Below are 19,722 nucleotides of genomic sequence, written 5' to 3'. Positions count from 1 at the left end.
ACTCGGAATCCCCGACGGCGACGAGTGGTTGCCTGGGGACATGCGATCGATCGTCTACACGAAGCCCGGTGCCAGCAGCGTCCTCGAACTCGTCGAGCGGGAGATCCCGGAGCCCGGTGCCGGTGAGGTCCGCGTCCGCGTCGTCGTCTCCGGCGTGAACCCGACCGACTGGAAGGCCCGTGCCGGCGGCACGTACGGCGACGGACTGCCCTTCCCCGAGATCACGCCGAACCAGGACGGCGCGGGTGTCGTGGACGCCGTCGGCCCCGGAGTCGACGGGCTGACCGTCGGTGACCGCGTCTGGCTGTTCATGGCGGCGGCGTCACGGCCGACCGGCACGGCACAGGAGTACACGGTCGTGCCCGAGTCGCGCGTGGTCCCGCTGCCCGACGGTGTCTCGTTCGACGTCGGCGCCTCGCTCGGCGTCCCCGCGATGACGGCACACCGAGCGCTCACCACCCACGAGGACGGCCCCGCGCGACTGGGCCCCGGAGCCCTCGACGGCTTCACCGTGCTCGTCGCCGGCGGCGCCGGTGCCGTGGGGCACGCCGCGATCCAGCTCGCCCGCTGGGCCGGAGCGACCGTCATCACGACGATCAGCTCGGACGCGAAGGCAGCCCTCGCCACGGCAGCCGGCGCCGACCACGTCGTGAACTACCGCGAGGAGGACGCCGCCGAGCGCATCCGGTCGATCGCGCCGGACGGTGTCGACATCGTCGTCGAGGTGTCGATCCCGCAGAACGCCGCGCTGGTCGCCGACGTGCTGGCGAACCACGGTGTCGTGTCGATCTACGCGAACAACGGCGGCGACGAGGCGAGCCTGCCGATCCGCCCGAACATGAGCGTGAACGCCCGCTACCAGTTCCTGCTGCTCTACACGATCGGCGACGAGGCGCTGTCCGCGGCGGCCGAGGACGTCACCGAGGCGCTGCACGACGGTGTGCTGCCGGTCGGCGAGGACGCCGGACTCCCGCTCACCCGCTTCGCGCTCGAGCAGACCGCCCAGGCGCACGACGCGGTCGAGCAGGACACGGTCGGCAAGGTGCTCATCGACGTGACCGAGGCGCCGTAGCTGCGACATCGGAGCCGGCTCGGGCTCCGGCTCCGGCTCCGGCTAAAACGAACGGCTCCCACGCACGCGTGGGAGCCGTTCGTCGTGGACGATGCGGGAGGGGTCAGCGACCCAGACGCGCGGCGATCGCTGCGGTGACCCGGAGCCGGGCTGCAGCGCGCTCGCGTTCGATGTTGGCGGCGATGACGTCGAGGTCTTCGTAGTCGGCGTCGGTGGTGGTGTCGTTCCAGTTCGGCGAGGAGATCCGGGCACGCCCGAACGACGGCGGAGCAGGGTTCACGGTCGTCATGGGGGCATCGTACGTCGAGCGTCCGACAGAGCGTGTGAGCATCACGGGCCTTTCCTTGGATTGCGGTCGCGCTCGGGGAACGAGTAGGTCAACGAGAACGCGACGGCCATGAACGACGCCATCATCGCGATGTTCTTTGCGTCGAGTTCGGTGAAGGCGTCGGGAACCGGGGAGTCGACGGTGAGCATGCCGAACGAGTACTGGTCGGACCGGATCACCACCGAGACGTACGAGGTGTACCGCGGCTCGAAGCCCGGCAGGTCCTGGTCGACGTCGACGTCGGCCGAGCGGTCACCGACGATCCGGGGTGATCCCCCGACCAGCACCCACTCGAGGTTGCGGTCGCCGTAGGGCGTGCCCGCTCGGAAGACCCCGGCGGTGTCGCCGGCGCCACCGTGACCGATCGGCTCGAGCGCCCGCAGATCGGTGGACAGCTGGTACACGTTGGCGCGGACGTCGGGCACCTTCGGCAGCAGGTAGAACGCCAGGGCCACGGCGACGCGGTCGGCGACGACCGAGAGTTCGCCGTGGCGCTCGGACCGGGGCAGCTCGGTGAACCGGACGAGCCGGGTGGCGATCTGGCCGAACGCGTACCGGACCGCCGTCGACTGCTCGAGCTCCGCCGCGGTGGCGTTGTCCTCGGCCACCGACCGGGCGGCGTCGCTGCGCCGGGTCCGGACCACCTGCACGGTCACGGCGCCGACGAGCACGACGAGCCCGAACGCGACGAGCGACAGCCGGACCGCCGGCGTGACGAACAGGTTCGGCAGCTGGAACGCCGCGGTGGGCGCAGCAGCCACCACGATCGGCCACACGACCGTGCCGACCCGTCCTGAACGCTGGTTCCCCATGACCACGACGCTAGGTCACGCCACCGACGCGGACGGAGTTGTCCACAGGCGGGTTCTCCACAGGATCCATCGGCCTCCACCGGCCCGTCGCACGCAGCTGGTAAGCAGGACCCATGACCGACGTCAGCACGCCCGTTCCCGGATCCAGAGCCCTCGTCCTCGGCGGCGGAGGTGTCGCCGGCATCGCGTGGGAAGTCGGCGTCCTCGTCGCCCTGCAGGAAGCCGGCGTCGACCTCGACGCCGCCGACCTCGTCGTCGGCACCAGCGCCGGCAGCGTCGTCGGCGCGTTCGTCCGGAACGGTGCCGTCCAGCAGGCCTACGACCAGCAGCACACCCCGGCGCCGACCACCTACGAAGAGCCGGCCCCCATCGACGTCGAGGCCGTGCAGCAGCACATCGGCGCAGCACTGCAGGGTGCGACCGGCGAGCAGGACGCCCGGGCTCGACTCGGTCACGCCGCTCAGCAGGTCGTCGGTGGTCAGAGCGACGACGAGCGGACGGCGACCTTCGGCGAGACGCTCCCGTCCACCGAGTGGCCGGAGAAGCCGCTCGCCGTCACCGCGGTCGACGCCACCGACGGCACCTTCCGCCTGCTGACGGCGGCCGACGGCGTGCCGCTCCCCCGTGCGGTCGCGGCCAGCTGCTCGGTGCCCTTCGTCTGGACGCCGGTCGCCATCGACGGCCGCCCGTACGTCGACGGTGGTGTCCGCTCGGGCACCAACGCCGACGCCGCCGCCGGGTACGAGCGCGTGCTCGTCATCGCCTGCGGCCCCGAGGGCCCGTCCCCGTGCGGGCCGTGGCTCGACGTCGCCGTCGAGGCCCTGCGCGCCGGTGGTTCGTCGGTCGAGGTCGTGGTGGCGGACAGCGCCTCCCAGCAGGCCTTCGGCACGAACTCGCTCTCGCTCGCCACCCAGGCACCGTCGGCCGAGGCCGGCCACGCCCAGGGCACCGCGGTCGCCGAGCAGGTCGCCGCCTTCTGGGCCGAGGACCTGGCGAGCGTGCACGCATGAGCACCCCGTTCTCCGACCTCGACCAGTACGTCGCGCTCCCCCGTGTCGACGGCATCGACATCAGCCCCGACGGCACCCGCGTCGCCCTGACGGTCAGCGCCCTCGACCCGGACGGCACCGGGTACCGCCGGTCGATCTGGCAGGTACCAGCAGCCCCGGCGGAGGACACGGACGACGCCGGCACACCCGCCGCACGCCCGGCCCGTCTCACGCGCTCCGCCAAGGGCGAGGGCGGCATCGCCTTCACCCGCACCGGCGACCTGCTCTTCGTCTCCACCCGGCCCGACGCCGACGCCACCGACCTCGAGGCCGCCCAGCTCTGGGTGCTGCCCGCGACCGGCGGCGAGGCCCGTCCGCTCACCCGCCTGGCCGGCGGCGTCGGTGGGGTCCTGGCCACCGCGGCCTCGTCGGACGTCGTGGCGCTGACCGCCGACCTGCTGCCGGGGGCCGGCTCCGATCCCGCGACCGTGCTCGAGGCCGACGCGGAGCTCCGGAAGAGCCGGAAGGACAAGCAGGTCCGCGCGATCCTGCACGAGACGTACCCGGTCCGGTACTGGGACCACGACCTCGGGCCGGCCCAGACGCACGTGCTGACGCTCGACACGGTCGACAGCGACAGCGGCACTGGCAGCGACGCCGTCGGCGCCAGCGCCGAGCCCGTCCAGCCCGTCGACCGCACACCGGCCCCCGGACGCTCGCTCGACCACGTCAGCGGGGCGCTCACGCCCGACGGCTCGGTCCTGCTGGTCTCCGTCGGCGTCCGGGAGGCCCGTGGGGACCGCTCGACGCTCGTCACCATCGAACTGTCCAGCGGCCACCGCACGGTGCTGTTCGACGACGTCGACGTCACCACGAGATGCCGGCGCTCAGCCACGACGGCAGGACGATCGCCTGGGTCCGCACCGTCCGATCCACCCCGGCCGGCGCGAACCAGCAGGAGGTCTGGGTCGCCGGCATCGACGGCTCCGACGCCCGCCACGTCGCGACCGACTGGGACCGCTGGCCGAGCGAACTCGTGTTCGAGCACGGCGACCGCGCGCTCCTGGCGGTCGCCGACCAGGACGGCCGCGCGCCGGTCTTCCGCATCCCCCTCGACGGCGGCGCCGTCGAGCAGCTGACGCACGACGACTGGGCGTACTCGAGCCTGCGCGTGGCGGCGGCGACGGGCGTGGTCGTGGCGCTCCGGGCCTCCTGGGTGGCCCCGCTGCACCCGGTGCGGATCGCGGCGGACGGCACGGTGACCCCGTTGGCGACTCCGGCGCCCCTGCCGGACGTGCCCGCCCACCTGGAAGAGGTCGAGACGACCGCAGCCGACGGCGCCCGCGTGCGCGGCTGGCTCGTCGTGCCCGAGGGTGAGGGGCCGCACCCGCTCGTCCTGTGGATCCACGGCGGACCGCTCAACTCTTGGAACCAGTGGTCCTGGCGCTGGAACCCGATGCTGCTCGCAGCCCGGGGCTACGCCGTGCTGCTGCCGGACCCCGCGCTGTCCACCGGCTACGGGCTCGACTTCGTGAACCGCGGCTGGAACGCCTGGGGGCAGGCGCCGTACACCGACCTGATGGCGATCACCGACGTGGTCGAGGCGCGGGCGGACATCGACGCGACCCGCACCGCCGCGATGGGTGGATCGTTCGGCGGGTACATGGCGAACTGGGTCGCCGGGCACACCGACCGGTTCCGCGCGATCGTCACCCACGCGAGCCTGTGGGCGCTCGACCAGTTCAACGGCACGACGGACTCGTCGCAGTACTGGTCGTCGATCTTCGACGCCGAGGGGATCGCGGCGAACGACCCGCACCGGTTCGTGGCCGACATCACGTCACCGATGCTCGTCATCCACGGCGACAAGGACTACCGGGTGCCGATCGGCGAGGGGCTGCGGCTCTGGTCCGAACTCGCGGAGCACCATGCGGCACCGGACGGCTCGATGCCGCACCGGTTCCTGTACTTCCCGGACGAGAACCACTGGGTGCTCGCTCCGCAGCACGCGGTGGTCTGGTACGAGACGGTGTTCGCGTTCCTCGGGCAGCACGTGCTCGACCAGGAGTGGGAGCGGCCGGCGCTGCTCGGGTAGCGCACCCGCCCGGCGAACCGGGGCGAGCCGGGTGGGCCGCTAGACGAACGCGGCCTGCCCGGTGATCGCCCGCCCGACGATCAGGGTGTTGACCTCGCGCGTGCCCTCGTACGAGTAGATCGCCTCGGCATCGGCGAAGAACCGGGCCACGCCCTTGTCGAGCACGATGCCGTTGCCGCCCTGTACTTCGCGGCACCAGGCGACGGTCTCCCGCATCTTCGCGGTGGCGAACGCCTTCGCCATCGCCGAGTGCTCGTCGCCGCCGACCCCGGCGTCCTGCATGGCCGAGGCCTGCGTGCACAGTGCGATCGAGGCCGTGATGTTCGACAGCGACTTGACGAGCAGGTCCTGCACGAGCTGGTGGGCGGCGATCGGCTTGCCGAACTGGATCCGCTCGCGGGCGTAGGCCAGCGCGGCCTCGTACGCACCGACCGCGATGCCGACGGCCTGCCAGGCGACCTCGGTGCGGGTCAGTCGGAGCACCTCGGCGGTCGAGCGGAACGACGTCGCGTTCTGCAGCCGACGCGACTCGGGCACCCGGACGTCCTGCATGACGATGTCGGCGTTCTGCACGCCGCGCAGCGCGATCTTGTCCTCGATCTTCGTCGCGGTGAAGCCCGCGGTGTCGGTGGTGACGAGGAAGCCCTTGACCTGACCGTCGGCGACGTCCTTCGCCCAGATCACGACGACGTCGGCGAACGTGGCGTTGCCGATCCAGCGCTTCTCGCCGTCGAGCACCCACTCGTCGCCCTCGCGCCGGGCGGTGGTGCGCAGACCCTTCGCGGAGTCGCTGCCCGAGTACGGCTCGGTGAGCCCGAACGCCCCGACGATCTCACCCGTGGCCATCCGCGGGAGCCACTCGCGCTGCTGTTCGTCGCTGCCGGCGACCGCGATCGAGTTCATCGCCAGGCCGGACTGCACGCCGATGAAGGTGGCGACGCTCGCGTCCACGCGTCCGAGTTCGAGGGCCGCCCACCCGCGGTACACGGCCGAGTTCTCGAACTGCCGCACGAGCGGGACGCCCGGCCCGTACATGCCGAGCTCGGCGAGGGGCGCGATGACCTGCATCGGGAATTCGGCGCGCGCCCAGTACGCGTCGGCGATGGGCGCGACCTCGCGCTCGAGGTACTGACGGAGCTGCCCGAGCGACGCGCGCTCCTGCTCGGTGAGCTGTTGCTGGAAGCCGTAGAAGTCCGATTCGAGCAGGGGCGTCGCGGGCATCGTCGTTGACATGGGAACCACGATGCATCATTCTCGAAAACGTTGCAAGAGAGGATCGCGTGTACACATCAGACTCTGCGCTGCGCGCCTTCCGGGAGGCCCGTCACACCTTCATCTCCGGCTCACGGATCGACATGGGGGCGTTGGCTGCCGCACTCGGCGTCGACCGCACGTCGCTGTTCCGCTGGGTCGGCAACCGTGACCGGTTGCTGTCCGAGATCCTGTGGTCCCTCGCAGTCCCGACCCTCGACGGAGCCACCCATGCCGCCGACGAGATCGGAGCGACCGGAGCTGCCCGGCTCGTCGTCGTGCTCGACCGGTTCACCGCCGACCTGATCGACGCCCCGTACTTCCGGGCGTTCCTGACGCGCGAACCCGCTCGGGCGATGCGTCTGCTCACCACCTCGGACAGCGACGTGCAGAGCCGCTTCGTCGCCCGGGTGACCGCTCTCATCGAGCAGCAGGAGTCGTCCGGTACGTTCGATCCGGCACCGTTGTCGGCTGAGGAGCTCGCACGGCTGCTCGTCCGGATCTCCGAGTCGTTTACCTACGCCGAGTTCATCTCCGGTGAGACCCCTGATCCCGACCGGGCACGTGCGGCGTTCGAGTACGTCCTGCGGCCCGACGCGGTGCATGCCACACCCGCACCACCGATCGGAGACCGATGACCATCGACGAGTACCCGTTCCGCCGCTCCTACCCCACCCGGTGGAACGACAACGACATGTTCGGGCACGTCAACAACACGATCTACTACTCGGCGATGGACAACGCGTCGACGTACTGGTTCCGCGAGGCCGCCGGGCTCGACCCCTTCTCGTCGGAGTGGATCGCCGTGCTGGTGTCGTCGAGCTGCCGGTTCGTCGAGTCCGCCGTCTGGCCGGACGTGATCGAGGTCGGGATGCGCTCGAAGCACCTCGGCACCACGAGCCTGTCATGGGAGTTCGGTCTGTTCCGTCAGTCCGACGGCGCCCTGCTCGCCACCGGTGAGTTCGTGCACGTCATCATCGACCGCGAGGGCGCCCGCCGTCCGATCCCGCTGCCCGCCGAGCTCCGCGAGCTCGTGACCGGCTCGATGGTCGCGCAGCAGGCCGCCGTCGCCGACTGACGACCTCAGCCCTTCAGTGCAGCCAGCTCGAGGTTGATGTCGTCAGGGTCCTGCACGGACAGGATCACCATGCCGGCGTCGCCGAGGTCGGTGACCTCGCCGTGCTCGACACCCGCGGCATCGAGTCGGGCGGCCGCTTCGTGCAGCTCGTCGACCGAACCCACGACGAAGCTCACGTGGTCGAGGCCGACGGTGTCCGGATCGAACGTCTGCCCTGCGGGAGCGACCGGACGGAGTCCGAACACCTGGTCACCGAGCCGGAACACCGATCCGCCGTAGAAACGCTCGCGGTCCTCGCGGACACCCGGCTCGTCGACCTGGTCGCTGAAGTCGATCGCCGGATCCGTGCCGAGCAGCAGCTGGTAGAAGGCCTTGCTCCGGTGGATGTCGGTCACGGTGACACGGACGTGGGCCAGGGCGGTCGGGCGTGCGAACGGCTCGGTCATGGTGGAGCTCCTCATGGGTTGCGCGCCGTGGTTGCGACGCGCACCCGAGGCAACGCTCGGTCCCTCCGAAGCACCCGAGGCCGTGCGGCGACCGGACAGCCCCGTACACAACGCTCCGTACGCCGCACAACCGAAGTGCCCCCGAACCACGCGATCGCGCGGTTCGGGGGCACTTCGGTCGTGCAAGCGGCGCTGGACCCGAACGCCAGCGCCGCAGTCCGGGGTCAGATCAGGTCGTCGGTCAGGTGGTTCGGCGTGCCGAAGCGGTGCGCCGTGATGGACACCGCCTGCTCGCGGACGAACGGCAGGATCTCGAGCCGCCCGGCCTCGGTCACGGGGCCGCCGTAGACCGCGACGTCCGGACGACCGCCGACGGCCGAGTACAGCGCCGAGGTGTCACCGCCGATGAGCCGCACCCGGGTCGAGGGACCCGAGGCGACCGAGCTCGCGAAGGCCTCGTCGGACACCGTCTGCGACAGCGAGCGGACGATCGGCAGCGAACGGATCGCCGAGGCGACGGACGACGGCAGCGTCGCGGCCGTGGAGACCTCGATCGTCGTGCCGGCACGGAGCGCTGCGGCGACGACGCGGACGAGCTCGATCACGGAGGCGTCAGCGTCCGTGTCCGAGTCGGCAACCGCGGCCAGCCGCACCTGCACCGACGGGAACGGCAGGTACCGGGCGATGTTCCGCTCGGCGGAGAGCGCCGAGACGTCGGTCGCGGTGCCGAACAGCGTCGACCACGCCTGCTCGTCGGACGCCAGCGCACGGTCGAGCATCGGCGAAGCAACCTCGGCCGCCCGGACGAAAGCACTGACCGGGGCGGAGGGAACAGCCGACGCGGTCGCCGCAGCCGGCGTCCAGGACCCGAGCCCGAGCAGGTAGTTCAGCCCACCGGCCTTCGTGCCGGCGCCGACCGCCGACTTCTTCCACCCGCCGAACGGCTGGCGGCGGACGATGGCGCCCGTGATGCCGCGGTTGACGTAGAGGTTGCCTGCCTGGATCCGCGACAGCCACGTGCCGATCTCGGCCGGGTCGAGCGAGTGCAGGCCCGAGGTCAGGCCGTAGTCGACCTCGTTCACGATGTCGATCGCCTCGTCGAGCGAGTCGGCGGTCATCATGCCGAGGATCGGGCCGAAGTACTCGGTGCGGTGGAACTCCGAACCGCGGCGGACGCCCTGTCGGACACCCGGGCTCCAGAGCTTGCCGGTCTCGTCGAGCTGCTTCGGCTCGACGGCCCAGGACTCCCCCGCGCCGAGCTTCGTGAGGCCGTCGAGCAGCTTGCCCGAGGCCGGCTCGATGACGGGACCCATCTGCGTCGCGGCGTCGGTCGGGTACCCCACGGTGAGGGAGGCCACCGCGTCGAGCAGCTGGTTCCGGAAGCGCTTCGACTTCGCGACCGAGCCGACCATGACGACGAGGGACGCGGCCGAGCACTTCTGGCCGGCGTGCCCGAACGCGGACGCGACGACGTCCTTCACGGCGAGGTCGAGGTCGGACGACGGCGTGACGATCACGGCGTTCTTGCCCGAGGTCTCGGCGAGCAGCGGCAGGTCGGGGCGGAACGAGCGGAACAGCTCGGCCGTCTCGTACGCACCGGTGAGGATGACCTGGTCGACCATCGGGGACGCGATGAGCTGCTGCCCGAGGTCGTTCTCCGACACCTGCAGGAACGCGAGCACGTCGGCCGGGGCCCCGTGGGCGTCGAGCGCGGTCTCGATGATCGAGGCGAGCACGGCGCCGGAGCGCTCGGCGGGCGGCGCGGGCTTCAGGACGACGGCGGACCCGGCCGCCAGCGCGGCGAGGGTCGATCCGGCGGGGATCGCGACGGGGAAGTTCCACGGCGGCGCGACCAGGGTCAGCGCCGCGGGCGTGAAGGTGGCGCCGTCGACGTCGTCGAGCGAGGACGCAAGCGTGCCGTAGAAGTGCGCGAAGTCGATCGCCTCGGACACCTCGGGGTCGGCCTGGTCGATGGTCTTGCCGGTCTCCGACGCCATGACCTCGATGAGGGCGGCGCGGTTCGCCTCGAGGGCGTCACCGACGGCGTGCAGCACGGCACCACGCGCACCACCGGACCAGGTCCCCCAGACCGCACCGGCGGCCTTGGCGCGGCCGAGCGCGGAGTCGAGCGCCGTGGCGGAGTCGACCCGGGCCTCCTGGACGGCGCGGACGCCGAGCGTCGACGAGGCGACCCGTGCGGTGATGGCGTCGCCCCAGGCGCGGACGGCGCCGACCGAGGGGTCGCTGTCCGGGGTGTTCTCGAAGTGGCCGGGGCCGGGGCGGCCGACGGCGGCGTACCGGTCGGCGACACGGTGGGAGGCCGGCGCTTCGAGACCCTCGGGCGTCGCGAGCGGCACCAGGGACGCGCGGAAGCGCTCCTCTTCACGGGCGAACAGCGGCGGCGAGGACACCAGCGAGAAGACCGCGGACATGAAGTTGTCCTGCGAGGCGCCCTCTTCGAGACGACGGATCAGGTAGGCGATCGCGACGTCGAACTCGCCCGGGTGCACGACCGGCGTGTAGAGCAGGAGCGAACCGACGGTGTTCTTCACGGCCGAGGCCTGCCCCTGCGCCATGCCGAGCAGCATCTCGAACTCGATGCCGTCCCGCACGCCGCGCTCACCGGCGAGCAGCCAGGCGTGCGCGACGTCGAACAGGTTGTGCCCGGCGACACCGACGCGGACGTTCTCGACGCGCGACGGGGTGAGCGCCCAGTCGAGCACGCGCTTGTAGTTGGTGTCCGAGTCCTGCTTGGTGTGCCAGGTGGCGAGCGGCCAACCGTGGACCGAGGCCTCGACCTGCTCCATCGGCAGGTTCGCGCCCTTCACCAGACGGACCTTGATGCCGGCACCGCCGCGGGCACGGCGGGCGGCGGACCACTCCTGCAGCTCCTGCATCGCGGCGAGCGCGTCGGGCAGGTACGCCTGCAGCACGATGCCGGCTTCGAGGCCGAGGAACTCGGGCTCGTCGAGGAGCTTCGTGAAGACCGCGATGGTGAGGTCGAGGTCCTTGTACTCCTCCATGTCGAGGTTGATGAACTTGGCCGGGGTGGCGGCTGCGGCACGCTGGAAGAGCGGTCGGAGCTGCTCGACGATGTCGTCGACCGCGTGGCCGAACGCCCACGGCGAGTGCGGGTGCACGGTCGAGGACACCTTGATGGAGACGTAGTCGACGTCGTCGCGGGCCAGGAGCTTGTGCGTGCCCTCGAGTCGGCGGGCGGCTTCGCGCTCGCCCAGGACGGCTTCGCCGAGCAGGTTGACGTTGAGGCGGACGCCGTCGCGCTTGATGCCGGCGATGGCCGGGCCGAGCTTGGAGTCGGTGGCGTCGACGATCAGGTGGCCGACCATGTTGCGGAGGACGCGTCGGGCGATGGGGACCACGACGTTCGGCAGCATCGGGGCCATGCCGCCGCCGAGCCGGACGAGTCCGCGGAGCGCGGCGGGCAGGAACCCGGGGGCGTCCGGGGCGATCTGGCGGAGCTTGCGGGCGGCGACGGCGAGGTCTTCCGGTCGCACGACCCCGTCGACGAACCCGACGGCGAAGTCGAGTCCGGCGGGGTCGGCGAGCACGCCGGCGAGCTGCTTCGCGGAGCCGTCGACCGGGTAGGACTCGGCCTCGGCGAGCCACTGTCGGACGAGCGCGACGGACTGGTCCGCCAGGGCGTCGTGGTCGATGGCGGAGTCCTCGTGCAGCGTCGTCATGGGTTCAGTGTGGAGGTCGGGGATGCGGTAGCGGAAGTGAGCGTTCCTGATGGATACCGTTCAGTTGCGCTACCGTTTTTAGTCCGGCCCGGCTAGCGTCGGACCATGCTCGACGTCCGCCGTCTCGTGCTCCTCCGTGAGCTGTCCATCCGCGGCACGATCGCGGCCGTCGCCGAGGCCGTGAACTTCACCCCGTCGGCGGTCTCGCAGCAGCTGAGTGCCCTGGAACGGGAGGCCGGCGTGCAGCTCCTCCGCAAGGCCGGGCGTCGGCTGCAGCTCACCCCGCAGGCCGAGGTGCTGGTGGCCGCGGCGGGCCAGGTGCTCGACGTCCTCGAGCACGCGCAGTCACAGGTGGAGGAGACCCTGTCGTCCGTTCAGGGGCGTGTGCGGGTCGCGGTGTTCCAGTCCGCGGCCCTCGCCCTGATGCCGAGTGCCCTGCACGAGATGGCCACGGAACACCCCGACGTCCGGGTCGAGATGGTCCAGCGGGAACCGGAGACCGCACTGAACGAGACGTGGGCTCGTGACTTCGACATGGTCATCGCCGAGCAGTACCCGGCCCACGCCGCACCGCACCTGCCCGGGCTCGACCGCTCCGACCTGACGACCGACGCCGTCCGGCTCGCCCTGCCCCCGCTCGACACGGCCCTGCGCCCGGTGTCGTCGCTCGAGGACGCCCGCACCATGCCCTGGGTGATGGAACCCCGCGGCACCGCGTCGCGGCACTTCGCCGAGCAGGTCTGTCGGCGCTGGGGCTTCGAGCCCGACGTCCGGTACGAGACCGCCGATCTGCAGACGCAGATCCGTCTGGTCGAGTCGGGCAACGCGGTGAGCCTGATGCCGGACCTGATGTGGACCGGTCGGACGACGACCTGTCGGCTGCTCGAGCTGCCGGAGGGCCCGCGACGCACGATCTTCACCGTGGTGCGGTCCGCGGGGTCGTCGTCCCCGGCGGTCCGCGCGCTCCGTGACGCGCTCGAGCGCGCGGCGGCGGCCGTCGGCGACTGATCCGCCGGCGCGCACGCCATCCGGCGCACTCCAGCCGACGCGCACGCCAGCCAGCGCGCACGCGAGACGGCACCGTGACCGGATCGAGACCTGTGCATCCGTCAGGATCTCGCCGACGCAGACATCTCCTGGATGAGGGCACCTCCCGGTGCCCCGACCGGCATCCGAGGGGGATCCCATGAACCAGCCCTGCACCTCCACCACACGACGGGTCGCTGCCATCGGCGCAGCCGTCGCCATCGTCACCGCGTCGTCGGCGTTCGGCATCGGCGCCGCGACCGCCGTCGCGGCCGAGCCCACGACCGCCACGAGCACGGCGACACCCGGTACGCCGGCCGAGCCCGCCGCGCCCGTCACGACGGTCGACACCGACGAACAGCCGGGAGGCCCGTCCACCGACCCGACGCCGACTGCGGTCCCCGAAACGGCGACACCAGAGCCCACGGCACCCGCCGCACCGGCGACACCTGCGGCACCCGCGGCACCCGCGGCCGACGACGGCAGCGACCTCGCCTTCACGGAACCGTCGACCGCCGAGGACCCGATCGAGCTCACCGCCACCAGCGGCACGCCCTTCACGCACACCTTCGAGACCACCGGCGGCGACGGCACCGTCGGCTACGCCATCCAGGACGCCCCGTCCTCCGACTACTGGGTCAACGTCGACACCGGCGTCCTGAGCGGCGACCCGAAGGAGGCCGGGACCTTCCGGTTCCAGGTCGTCGCCCTGAGCGGCTCGACCGAGATCACGCAGTACGTCGAGCTGACGGTCGCACCCGGTGACCCCGTGGGCGTGACGTTCGGCGTCGCCACCCCCGACTACAACGGGCTGTGGCAGGTCGAGACCGACGGCACGATCTGGGAACAGGCAGCCGGTCAGGGCCGCGTCCGCATCGTGCCGAGCATCCCCGTCGCCGAGGACACCCCGCTCACGCTCGCCGGGCTCGCGGTCGACGCGTACGGCAACCGGACCACGCCGGGTCCGGACTACCCCCGTTCGACCGTCACGAGCACGGACGACTCCGACTCGGCGGTGTGGAACGACGGGGACTCCTCGAACACCGTGACCTTCGGTGGCACCGGCACCCGGACCGTGACGGTCTCCGAAGGGGGCGTCTCCACGTCCTTCGAGGTCGTGGTCGGCGCCGAGGACACCGACGAGCCCGCCGCCCCGGACACCATCACGTTCACCGAGCCCTCGACGCCCGAGTCCCCCATCCGCATCGAGACCACCGCGGGCGAGCAGATCGAGCGCACCTTCACCGCGACGGGGTCGTCGACGGAGCTGCACTACGTCCTGCTGACCGGCCCGACGGCGTTCCCCGTCCCGGGCAACGAACACCCGATCGCACCGCTCGGCCTCGCCGTCGGTGACACCAGTGGGGTCCTGAGCGGCGCCCCGACGGCGGCTGGCGAGTACGACTTCCAGGTCATGGCGATGAACGGGTCCCGCGCTGCCACCCAGTACGTCCACCTGTCCATCCGTCCCGCCGCGACGGAGGAACTCAGCCTGCTCGTCGGCACGATCGGGTCCCCGAAGGGGTGGCTCCGCGACGCCGAGGGCCTGCGCGAGATCTTCGCGGAGAGCCCGAAATCGATCCCGGTCGACGCCGTCCCGGTGGCCCAGGGGGCGACGATGGTCGTCCGGGTGACGGCCCTCGACGCGTTCGGGAACAGCACGAAGGAGTCCGACGGCGCGCAGCCCGTCGTGACGAGCAGCGTGGCCAGCGACGAAGTGACGATGCCGTACGGCGAGTGGGAGCCCCGCGTCGGGTTCCCGCACGCCTCGCCGCACACCATCACGGTCGCCCTCGGTGACGTCTCGACCACGTTCGACGTGGACGTGCGGCCGTCGGTCGCGACCGTCGGCGACACGACCCCGACGGCCGGCGGCGGTGGGCACCTCGCCTACACGGGCGCTGACGCCTCCGGGCCGCTCGCGTGGGCGCTGGGCCTGCTCGCCGCCGGCGGCGGTCTGCTGGTCCACCGGCTGCGTCGCCGTCGCGCCTGAGACGCGGCCCCGGACGGACGGGAGGCGCGGTGCGGGCCCGCACCGCGCCTCCCGTCCGTCCTTCCGCGCCCACAGGGCACGCCGCGCGTGCGGGGGTCCGGCGGTTTCCCGCACGCACCCCCAACCCGGGTCACATTCCGGTGAATCGTCACAGCCCGGCAACGTCATCCCGCTACGATCCGAGAACGCCGACATTCTCGGCAAATTCACATGATCTGGGCGATGAGCCCGGACCGAATCCCTGGGGGATCCCGTGCACCGCAGCACCTCCACTGTCCGTCGCGCCTGCGCCGTCGGCACCACCGTCGCCCTGGTCGGCCTGACCACCGGCCTCGGCATCATGACCGCGACGGCCGCCAACGCCGAAACGCTCGACACCACGCAGCCGATCGTGGCCGCCGAGACGCCCGCTCCGGTTGTCTCCGACGAGACGCCCACGCCGACGGACCCGCCCGTCGAGACCGCGCCCGAGACCCCGGCTCCGGTCGAGGAAGCCCCGGCGCCCACCCCCGAGGCCACCGAGCCCGCCGCGCCGGAGACCACCGCGCCGGCCGCCACCGAGGCTCCGAAGCCGACCGAGACCCCGAAGCCGGACGTCACGGCCAAGGCCGCCGACGCCACCGTCACCATCGAGGGCACGGCCAAGGTCGGCACCCGACTCGTCGCCGTCGTCACCGGCTTCGACGACGAGGCGGGGTACAAGTACTCCTGGACCGACCAGGACGGCAACGTCCTGTCGAAGGCCGCGAGCTACGTCGTCGACCCGACCGACGTCCGCAAGACCATCACGGTCGCCGTGACGGGCACGCTGCCCGGCGCGACCGAGACCTCCACGGTCGAGTCCGAGGCCACCGCCGCCGTGACGCAGACCCCGGCGTTCCTCGGTGAGGACGGCCAGCCCACCAAGGCCGGTGCCACGCAGGACAGCCCGCTCGAGCTGAGCACCGCCGCCGGTGACGTCTTCTCGCACACCTTCCGTGCGCAGGGCTTCCCGGAGCCGAAGTACAGCCTCACCTGGTTCGACGACGAGGAGCTCGAGGACACCACGTACTTCGACGAGAACGGCGACGAGTACATCCCCGAACCCGACGAGCAGCTGCCCTACGGCATCTCCTTCGACGCCTCGACCGGTGAGCTCAGCGGCGTCACGACCGAAGCGTGGGACTACCAGTTCGCGGTGACCGCGACGAGCGGCACCGAGTCCGTCACCCAGTACGTCTCAGTGACCGTCGAGGCGGGTGCGCCCGCGGGTGTGATGGTTTACACCACGGATCGCGCGACCCTGCTCGCCGACGAGGAGAGCGATGACCAGAAGACCTGGATCATCGAACCCGACGGCAGTGTCATCACGCTGACCCCGGACGAGTTCATCATGGGCGGCCGACCGACGATCAAGCAGGGCGGCACGCTCGTCGTCACCGGCGATCTGGTCGACCGATGGGGCAACTCGATCGAAGACGGTGACGATGAAGAGGTGCCGGAGTCCGCGATGACTCCCCCGACGGTCACGTCCGACGTGGCCAGCGACGTGATCGCGCCCGATCCCGAGTACGGGCCCGACCTGGTGAACGTCACGTTCCCGCACGCCTCGATCCACAACCTGTCCGTGACTGCAGGCGCGTTCAGCACCACGTTCGCCGTCGACGTCCAGCCGACCGCGGTCGCCGGCATCGCCGACCCGACCCCGGTCGCGCCGGCAGCAGCCCCGGTCGCCCCGGTCAACACCGGCGGCCAGCTCGCCTACACCGGTTCGGACACCACCGACGCGCTGCCGTGGGCCCTGGGCCTGCTCGTCGCCGGTGCCGGCCTCATCGGCGCCCGCTTCGCGCGTCGTCGTCGCGCCCAGCGCTGACACCCTGAGACGTCTCCCGTCCGTCGCGTGCCCGCGCGGTGGACGGGAGGCCCGTGACGGCCCCGCCTGCTCCTCCACCGGAGCAGGCGGGGCCGTTTCGCATCCGCGCCCGGCCGGGTCCGCGCCGGTAGCGTTGGCGACATGCCCACGCTGCTGCACATCGACTCCTCGGCCGACCTGTCCCACTCCCGCTCGCGCGCACTGACCGCGGCCTTCGCCGACGCCTGGCGCGCCCGCGGCCCGGAGTACACGGTCGTCCGACGGGACCTGCACGTCGACCAGCTCCCCCACCTGGAGAGCTCGGCGCTGCACTGGGCGGCCGCCGACCGCACCGCCGAGGAGACCGTCGCGCCCGAGGCCGAGGCCCTTCGTCAGGAGGTCATCGACGAGCTCCTGGCCGCCGACGTCGTCGTGGTGGGTGCGCCGCTGTACAACTACACCGTGCCGTCGACCCTGAAGGCCTGGATCGACCGCATCCACGTGCCCGGCATCCTGACCGGCGGCGTGCAGCCCCTGGCCGGACGACCCGTCGTCACCGTGGTGAGCCGCGGCGCGACCTACGACGCCGGCACTCCGACCGAGGGCTGGGACCACGGCTCCCCCGTCCTGCACATCGTGCTCGGCACCGCGCTCGGCATGAAGCTGTACCCGATCACCGTCAGCGCGACCCTGGCCGACCGGCTGCCGGACCTCGCACCGCTGGCCGACCACGCCGCCGCGGAGTTCGCCGACGCGAAGACGACGATCGAGCGCCTGGCGACGACGCTCGGCTGACCCGCGCGTCCGCGGCGCTCGTCAGGCGGGCCGCACCTCGTCGGCCCGCCCGAGCAGCTCCGCGTGGAAGGCCGTCTGCGTCAGCGCGCTCGCGAGCAGGAACCCGGTCATCGACTCGATCCCGCCGCTGAAGGGCACCCGGGCGGCGACCTCGAACAGCGTCGGACGGTCCAGTGCGTCGAGGGCCGCGGCGACGTGGCGGGAGCGTTCCTCCCGGTGCCGAGCCAGGGTCTGCGCGCGGGTGACGACGTCGCGGAACCGGTACTCGTGCCCCGGGCAGACCTCGAGGTCGGCGTACGGGTCGAGCCGCGCGAGGGACGCCAGGTAGTCGCCGAGCGGGTTCGTCGCGGTCCGGCCGCCGAGCCCGATGCCGGAGTTGATCCGCGGCAGCACGTGGTCGCCGGAGAACAGCAGCCCGTCGGCCTCGTCGAGGAAGCACACGTGCCCGCTCGTGTGCCCCGGGGTCCACAACGTGCGGATCGTCCGACCGGGGATCGGCAGCAGGTCGCCGTCCTCGAGCAGCACGTCGGCGTACGGCGCCTCGATCCGGCCCATCCCGATCCGGCGTCCGCTGCCCCACGCCTCGACGACCCCGGCCCGCAGGTGTTCCGGCAGCCCCCACGTCGCGATGTCGGCGTCGTTCCGCTCGGCGTCGGCGCGTTCCCGTTCGAGCGCACGGACCTCGAGGCCGTGCATCGCCACGCGTGCTCCCGTCGCCCGGCGGACGGCCGCCGCGGCACCCAGGTGGTCGGCGTGCAGGTGCGTCACGGCCACGAGCGACACGTCGTCCAGGGTCCGTCCGATCGTGGCGAGACCGTCCCGCAGCTCGGCGAGCCCGCCGTCGGCAGACCACCCCGGGTCGATCACCGCGAGCGACCCGTCCGACCCCTCGACGACGTAGACCAGGGTCGCGTCGGGCACCCCGAACCGGAACGGCACCGCGAGGGTCCAGATGCCCGGCCGGACCTGCTCGACGGGTGGCAGGACGCCGTTGCGGAGCGCGGCGGCCTGCACGGGGCTGATCGGTTCCGGGGCCGGCGCTGCCGGCGGAGGCACGGTCGTCACGCCGGCCACCCTACCGACGCTGGCCGACCTGCCCGGGGTGATCCGGGCCTCCCGGCCGCGCATCGTGAGCAGAAGATGTCGGGTCGTCGAGCCGAACCCGACCATTCCTGCTCACGAAGTGCGCAGCCCCGCCGACTCCCACGAGTAGACAGGACCCATGGAGATCGCACCGATGCTCGCCAAGGCCGTCGCAACCGTCCCCGACCCGGACAGCACGAAGGGCGGGCTGCGGTACGAACCGAAGTGGGACGGCTTCCGCGGCATCGTGACCATCGACGGCGACGACGTCGAGATCGGCAGCCGCGGGGCCAAGCCGCTCACCCGGTACTTCCCCGAGCTCGTCGAGGCGTTCCGCGCCCAGTTCGGCGGCCGCGACCACCCGGTCGTCCTGGACGGCGAGGTGATCCTGCGTTCCGGCGAGCCCGGTGCCGAGCGCCTCGACTGGGAGGCGCTGTCGCAGCGCATCCATCCGGCAGCCTCGCGGATCGCCAAGCTCAGCGTCGAGACGCCGGCGCAGTTCGTGGCCTTCGACCTGCTGGCGGTGGACGGCGAGGAGCTGGTGGACCGCCCCTTCGACGAGCGCCGCGAGCGCCTGGAGCAGCTCAGCGACGCGATGACCGACCCGCTCTTCGTCACCCGCACCACCCTCGACGTCGAGCAGGCGCGCGAGTGGCTCACCACCTTCGAGGGCGCCGGGCTCGACGGCGTCGTCGCGAAGCCCCGAGCGCGGCCCTACGAACCGAACAAGCGCTCGATGCTCAAGATCAAGCACCACCGCACCGCCGACGTCGTCGCCATCGGCTACCGCGTGCACAAGAGCGGCTCCGGCGTCGGGTCGCTGCTGGTCGGCCTGTACGACGCGGACGGCGAGCTCCGCCAGGTCGGCGGCGTCTCCGCCTTCTCGGACAAGCGCCGGGCCGCGTTGATCGACGAGCTCGAGCCCGTCGTGCTCCACGATGCGGACGGGAGGCCCGTCACCGGTGACGGGGAACGGTCGCGGTTCTCGTCGGGTCGCGACACGTCGTTCGTCCGGCTGGCGCCGGAACTGGTGCTCGAGGTCCGGTACGACCAGATGGAGGGCGACCGGTTCCGGCACACGGTGCAGTTCGAGCGGTGGCGGCCCGACCGTGACGCGACGTCGTGCGGGTTCGAGCAGCTCGAGGTGCCGAGTGCGTACGACCTGAACGACGTGCTGTCATGACGACGGAACGCACTGCGGTGTCCGTTTGTCGCTGTTCTG

15 protein-coding genes and 1 pseudogene are annotated in these 19,722 nt (G+C 71.9%); 10 read left to right on the top strand and 6 right to left on the bottom strand.

Annotated features, from left to right (window positions below; translation table 11 throughout):
• Positions 1-40 precede the first annotated feature (40 nt).
• Positions 41-1,072 (top strand): NADPH:quinone reductase, encoded by a 1,032-nt coding sequence (locus DEJ08_RS07135; protein ID WP_111055001.1) that lies wholly within the window; start codon positions 41-43, stop codon positions 1,070-1,072.
• Positions 1,073-1,175: 103 nt separating this feature from the next.
• Here the strand turns inward: DEJ08_RS07135 and DEJ08_RS07130 are convergent, their stop codons facing one another.
• Both DEJ08_RS07130 and DEJ08_RS07125 read right to left on the bottom strand, forming a co-directional pair.
• Positions 1,176-1,361, bottom strand: coding sequence for a hypothetical protein (locus DEJ08_RS07130; protein WP_111093138.1), 186 nt, complete (start codon positions 1,359-1,361; stop codon positions 1,176-1,178).
• A gap of 41 nt (positions 1,362-1,402) precedes the next feature.
• Positions 1,403-2,212, bottom strand: a complete 810-nt coding sequence (locus DEJ08_RS07125) for a GAF domain-containing protein (RefSeq protein WP_110865089.1) — start codon at positions 2,210-2,212, stop codon at positions 1,403-1,405.
• Between the two features lie 113 nt (positions 2,213-2,325).
• Here DEJ08_RS07125 and DEJ08_RS07120 point away from each other — a divergent pair, with 113 nt between their 5' ends.
• Positions 2,326-3,222 (top strand): patatin-like phospholipase family protein, encoded by an 897-nt coding sequence (locus DEJ08_RS07120; protein WP_111055002.1) that lies wholly within the window; start codon positions 2,326-2,328, stop codon positions 3,220-3,222.
• Positions 3,219-5,296: pseudogene (locus tag DEJ08_RS07115) on the top strand (S9 family peptidase). Before DEJ08_RS07120 ends, DEJ08_RS07115 begins: the two are co-directional and overlap by 4 nt.
• Before the next feature lie 39 nt (positions 5,297-5,335).
• Here DEJ08_RS07115 and DEJ08_RS07110 read toward each other — a convergent pair.
• Positions 5,336-6,517 (bottom strand): acyl-CoA dehydrogenase family protein, encoded by a 1,182-nt coding sequence (locus DEJ08_RS07110; RefSeq protein WP_111055003.1) that lies wholly within the window; start codon positions 6,515-6,517, stop codon positions 5,336-5,338.
• A gap of 59 nt (positions 6,518-6,576) precedes the next feature.
• Here DEJ08_RS07110 and DEJ08_RS07105 point away from each other — a divergent pair, with 59 nt between their 5' ends.
• Together DEJ08_RS07105 and DEJ08_RS07100 are read left to right on the top strand one after the other, a co-directional pair.
• Positions 6,577-7,185, top strand: a complete 609-nt coding sequence (locus DEJ08_RS07105; RefSeq protein ID WP_111055004.1) for a QsdR family transcriptional regulator — start codon at positions 6,577-6,579, stop codon at positions 7,183-7,185.
• Positions 7,182-7,625: an acyl-CoA thioesterase gene (locus DEJ08_RS07100; RefSeq protein ID WP_111030304.1), complete on the top strand. Its 444-nt coding sequence runs from the start codon at positions 7,182-7,184 to the stop codon at positions 7,623-7,625. Before DEJ08_RS07105 ends, DEJ08_RS07100 begins: the two co-directional genes overlap by 4 nt.
• A 5-nt stretch (positions 7,626-7,630) precedes the next feature.
• Here DEJ08_RS07100 and DEJ08_RS07095 read toward each other — a convergent pair whose 3' ends face one another.
• Together DEJ08_RS07095 and DEJ08_RS07090 are read right to left on the bottom strand one after the other, a co-directional pair.
• Entirely contained in the window at positions 7,631-8,071 is a 441-nt protein-coding gene (locus DEJ08_RS07095) for a VOC family protein (protein WP_071405380.1), read from the bottom strand.
• 224 nt (positions 8,072-8,295) lie between these two features.
• The gene (locus DEJ08_RS07090) at positions 8,296-11,772 is read right to left on the bottom strand and encodes a proline dehydrogenase family protein (protein ID WP_111055005.1); all 3,477 of its coding nucleotides are present in this window, start codon (positions 11,770-11,772) and stop codon (positions 8,296-8,298) included.
• 105 nt (positions 11,773-11,877) lie between these two features.
• On the opposite strand from DEJ08_RS07090, the gene DEJ08_RS07085 reads away from it, so the two are divergent.
• The 4 genes from DEJ08_RS07085 to DEJ08_RS07070 all read left to right on the top strand — a co-directional run bounded on the left by DEJ08_RS07085 (position 11,878) and on the right by DEJ08_RS07070 (position 17,417).
• Positions 11,878-12,780, top strand: a complete 903-nt coding sequence (locus DEJ08_RS07085; protein ID WP_071405378.1) for a LysR substrate-binding domain-containing protein — start codon at positions 11,878-11,880, stop codon at positions 12,778-12,780.
• A gap of 178 nt (positions 12,781-12,958) precedes the next feature.
• The gene (locus DEJ08_RS07080; protein ID WP_111055006.1) at positions 12,959-14,791 is read left to right on the top strand and encodes a hypothetical protein; all 1,833 of its coding nucleotides are present in this window, start codon (positions 12,959-12,961) and stop codon (positions 14,789-14,791) included.
• 253 nt (positions 14,792-15,044) lie between these two features.
• Positions 15,045-16,643, top strand: coding sequence for a putative Ig domain-containing protein (locus DEJ08_RS07075; protein WP_111055007.1), 1,599 nt, complete (start codon positions 15,045-15,047; stop codon positions 16,641-16,643).
• Positions 16,644-16,784: 141 nt separating this feature from the next.
• Complete coding sequence (locus tag DEJ08_RS07070; RefSeq protein ID WP_111047389.1) at positions 16,785-17,417, top strand: FMN-dependent NADH-azoreductase; 633 nt, start codon at positions 16,785-16,787, stop codon at positions 17,415-17,417.
• Positions 17,418-17,438: 21 nt separating this feature from the next.
• Here the strand turns inward: DEJ08_RS07070 and DEJ08_RS07065 are convergent, their stop codons facing one another.
• A complete protein-coding gene (locus DEJ08_RS07065; protein WP_181439029.1) occupies positions 17,439-18,482 on the bottom strand; it encodes an MBL fold metallo-hydrolase in 1,044 nt (347 codons plus the stop codon).
• A gap of 157 nt (positions 18,483-18,639) precedes the next feature.
• On the opposite strand from DEJ08_RS07065, the gene DEJ08_RS07060 reads away from it, so the two are divergent.
• Positions 18,640-19,683, top strand: coding sequence for an ATP-dependent DNA ligase (locus tag DEJ08_RS07060; protein ID WP_111055009.1), 1,044 nt, complete (start codon positions 18,640-18,642; stop codon positions 19,681-19,683).
• Positions 19,684-19,722: the final 39 nt, after the last annotated feature.

It is taken from the genome of Curtobacterium sp. MCLR17_054 (assembly GCF_003234335.2).
GTDB classification, from domain to species: Bacteria; Actinomycetota; Actinomycetes; order Actinomycetales; family Microbacteriaceae; genus Curtobacterium; species Curtobacterium flaccumfaciens.
This window is presented reverse-complemented; position numbering and strand designations above follow the sequence as displayed.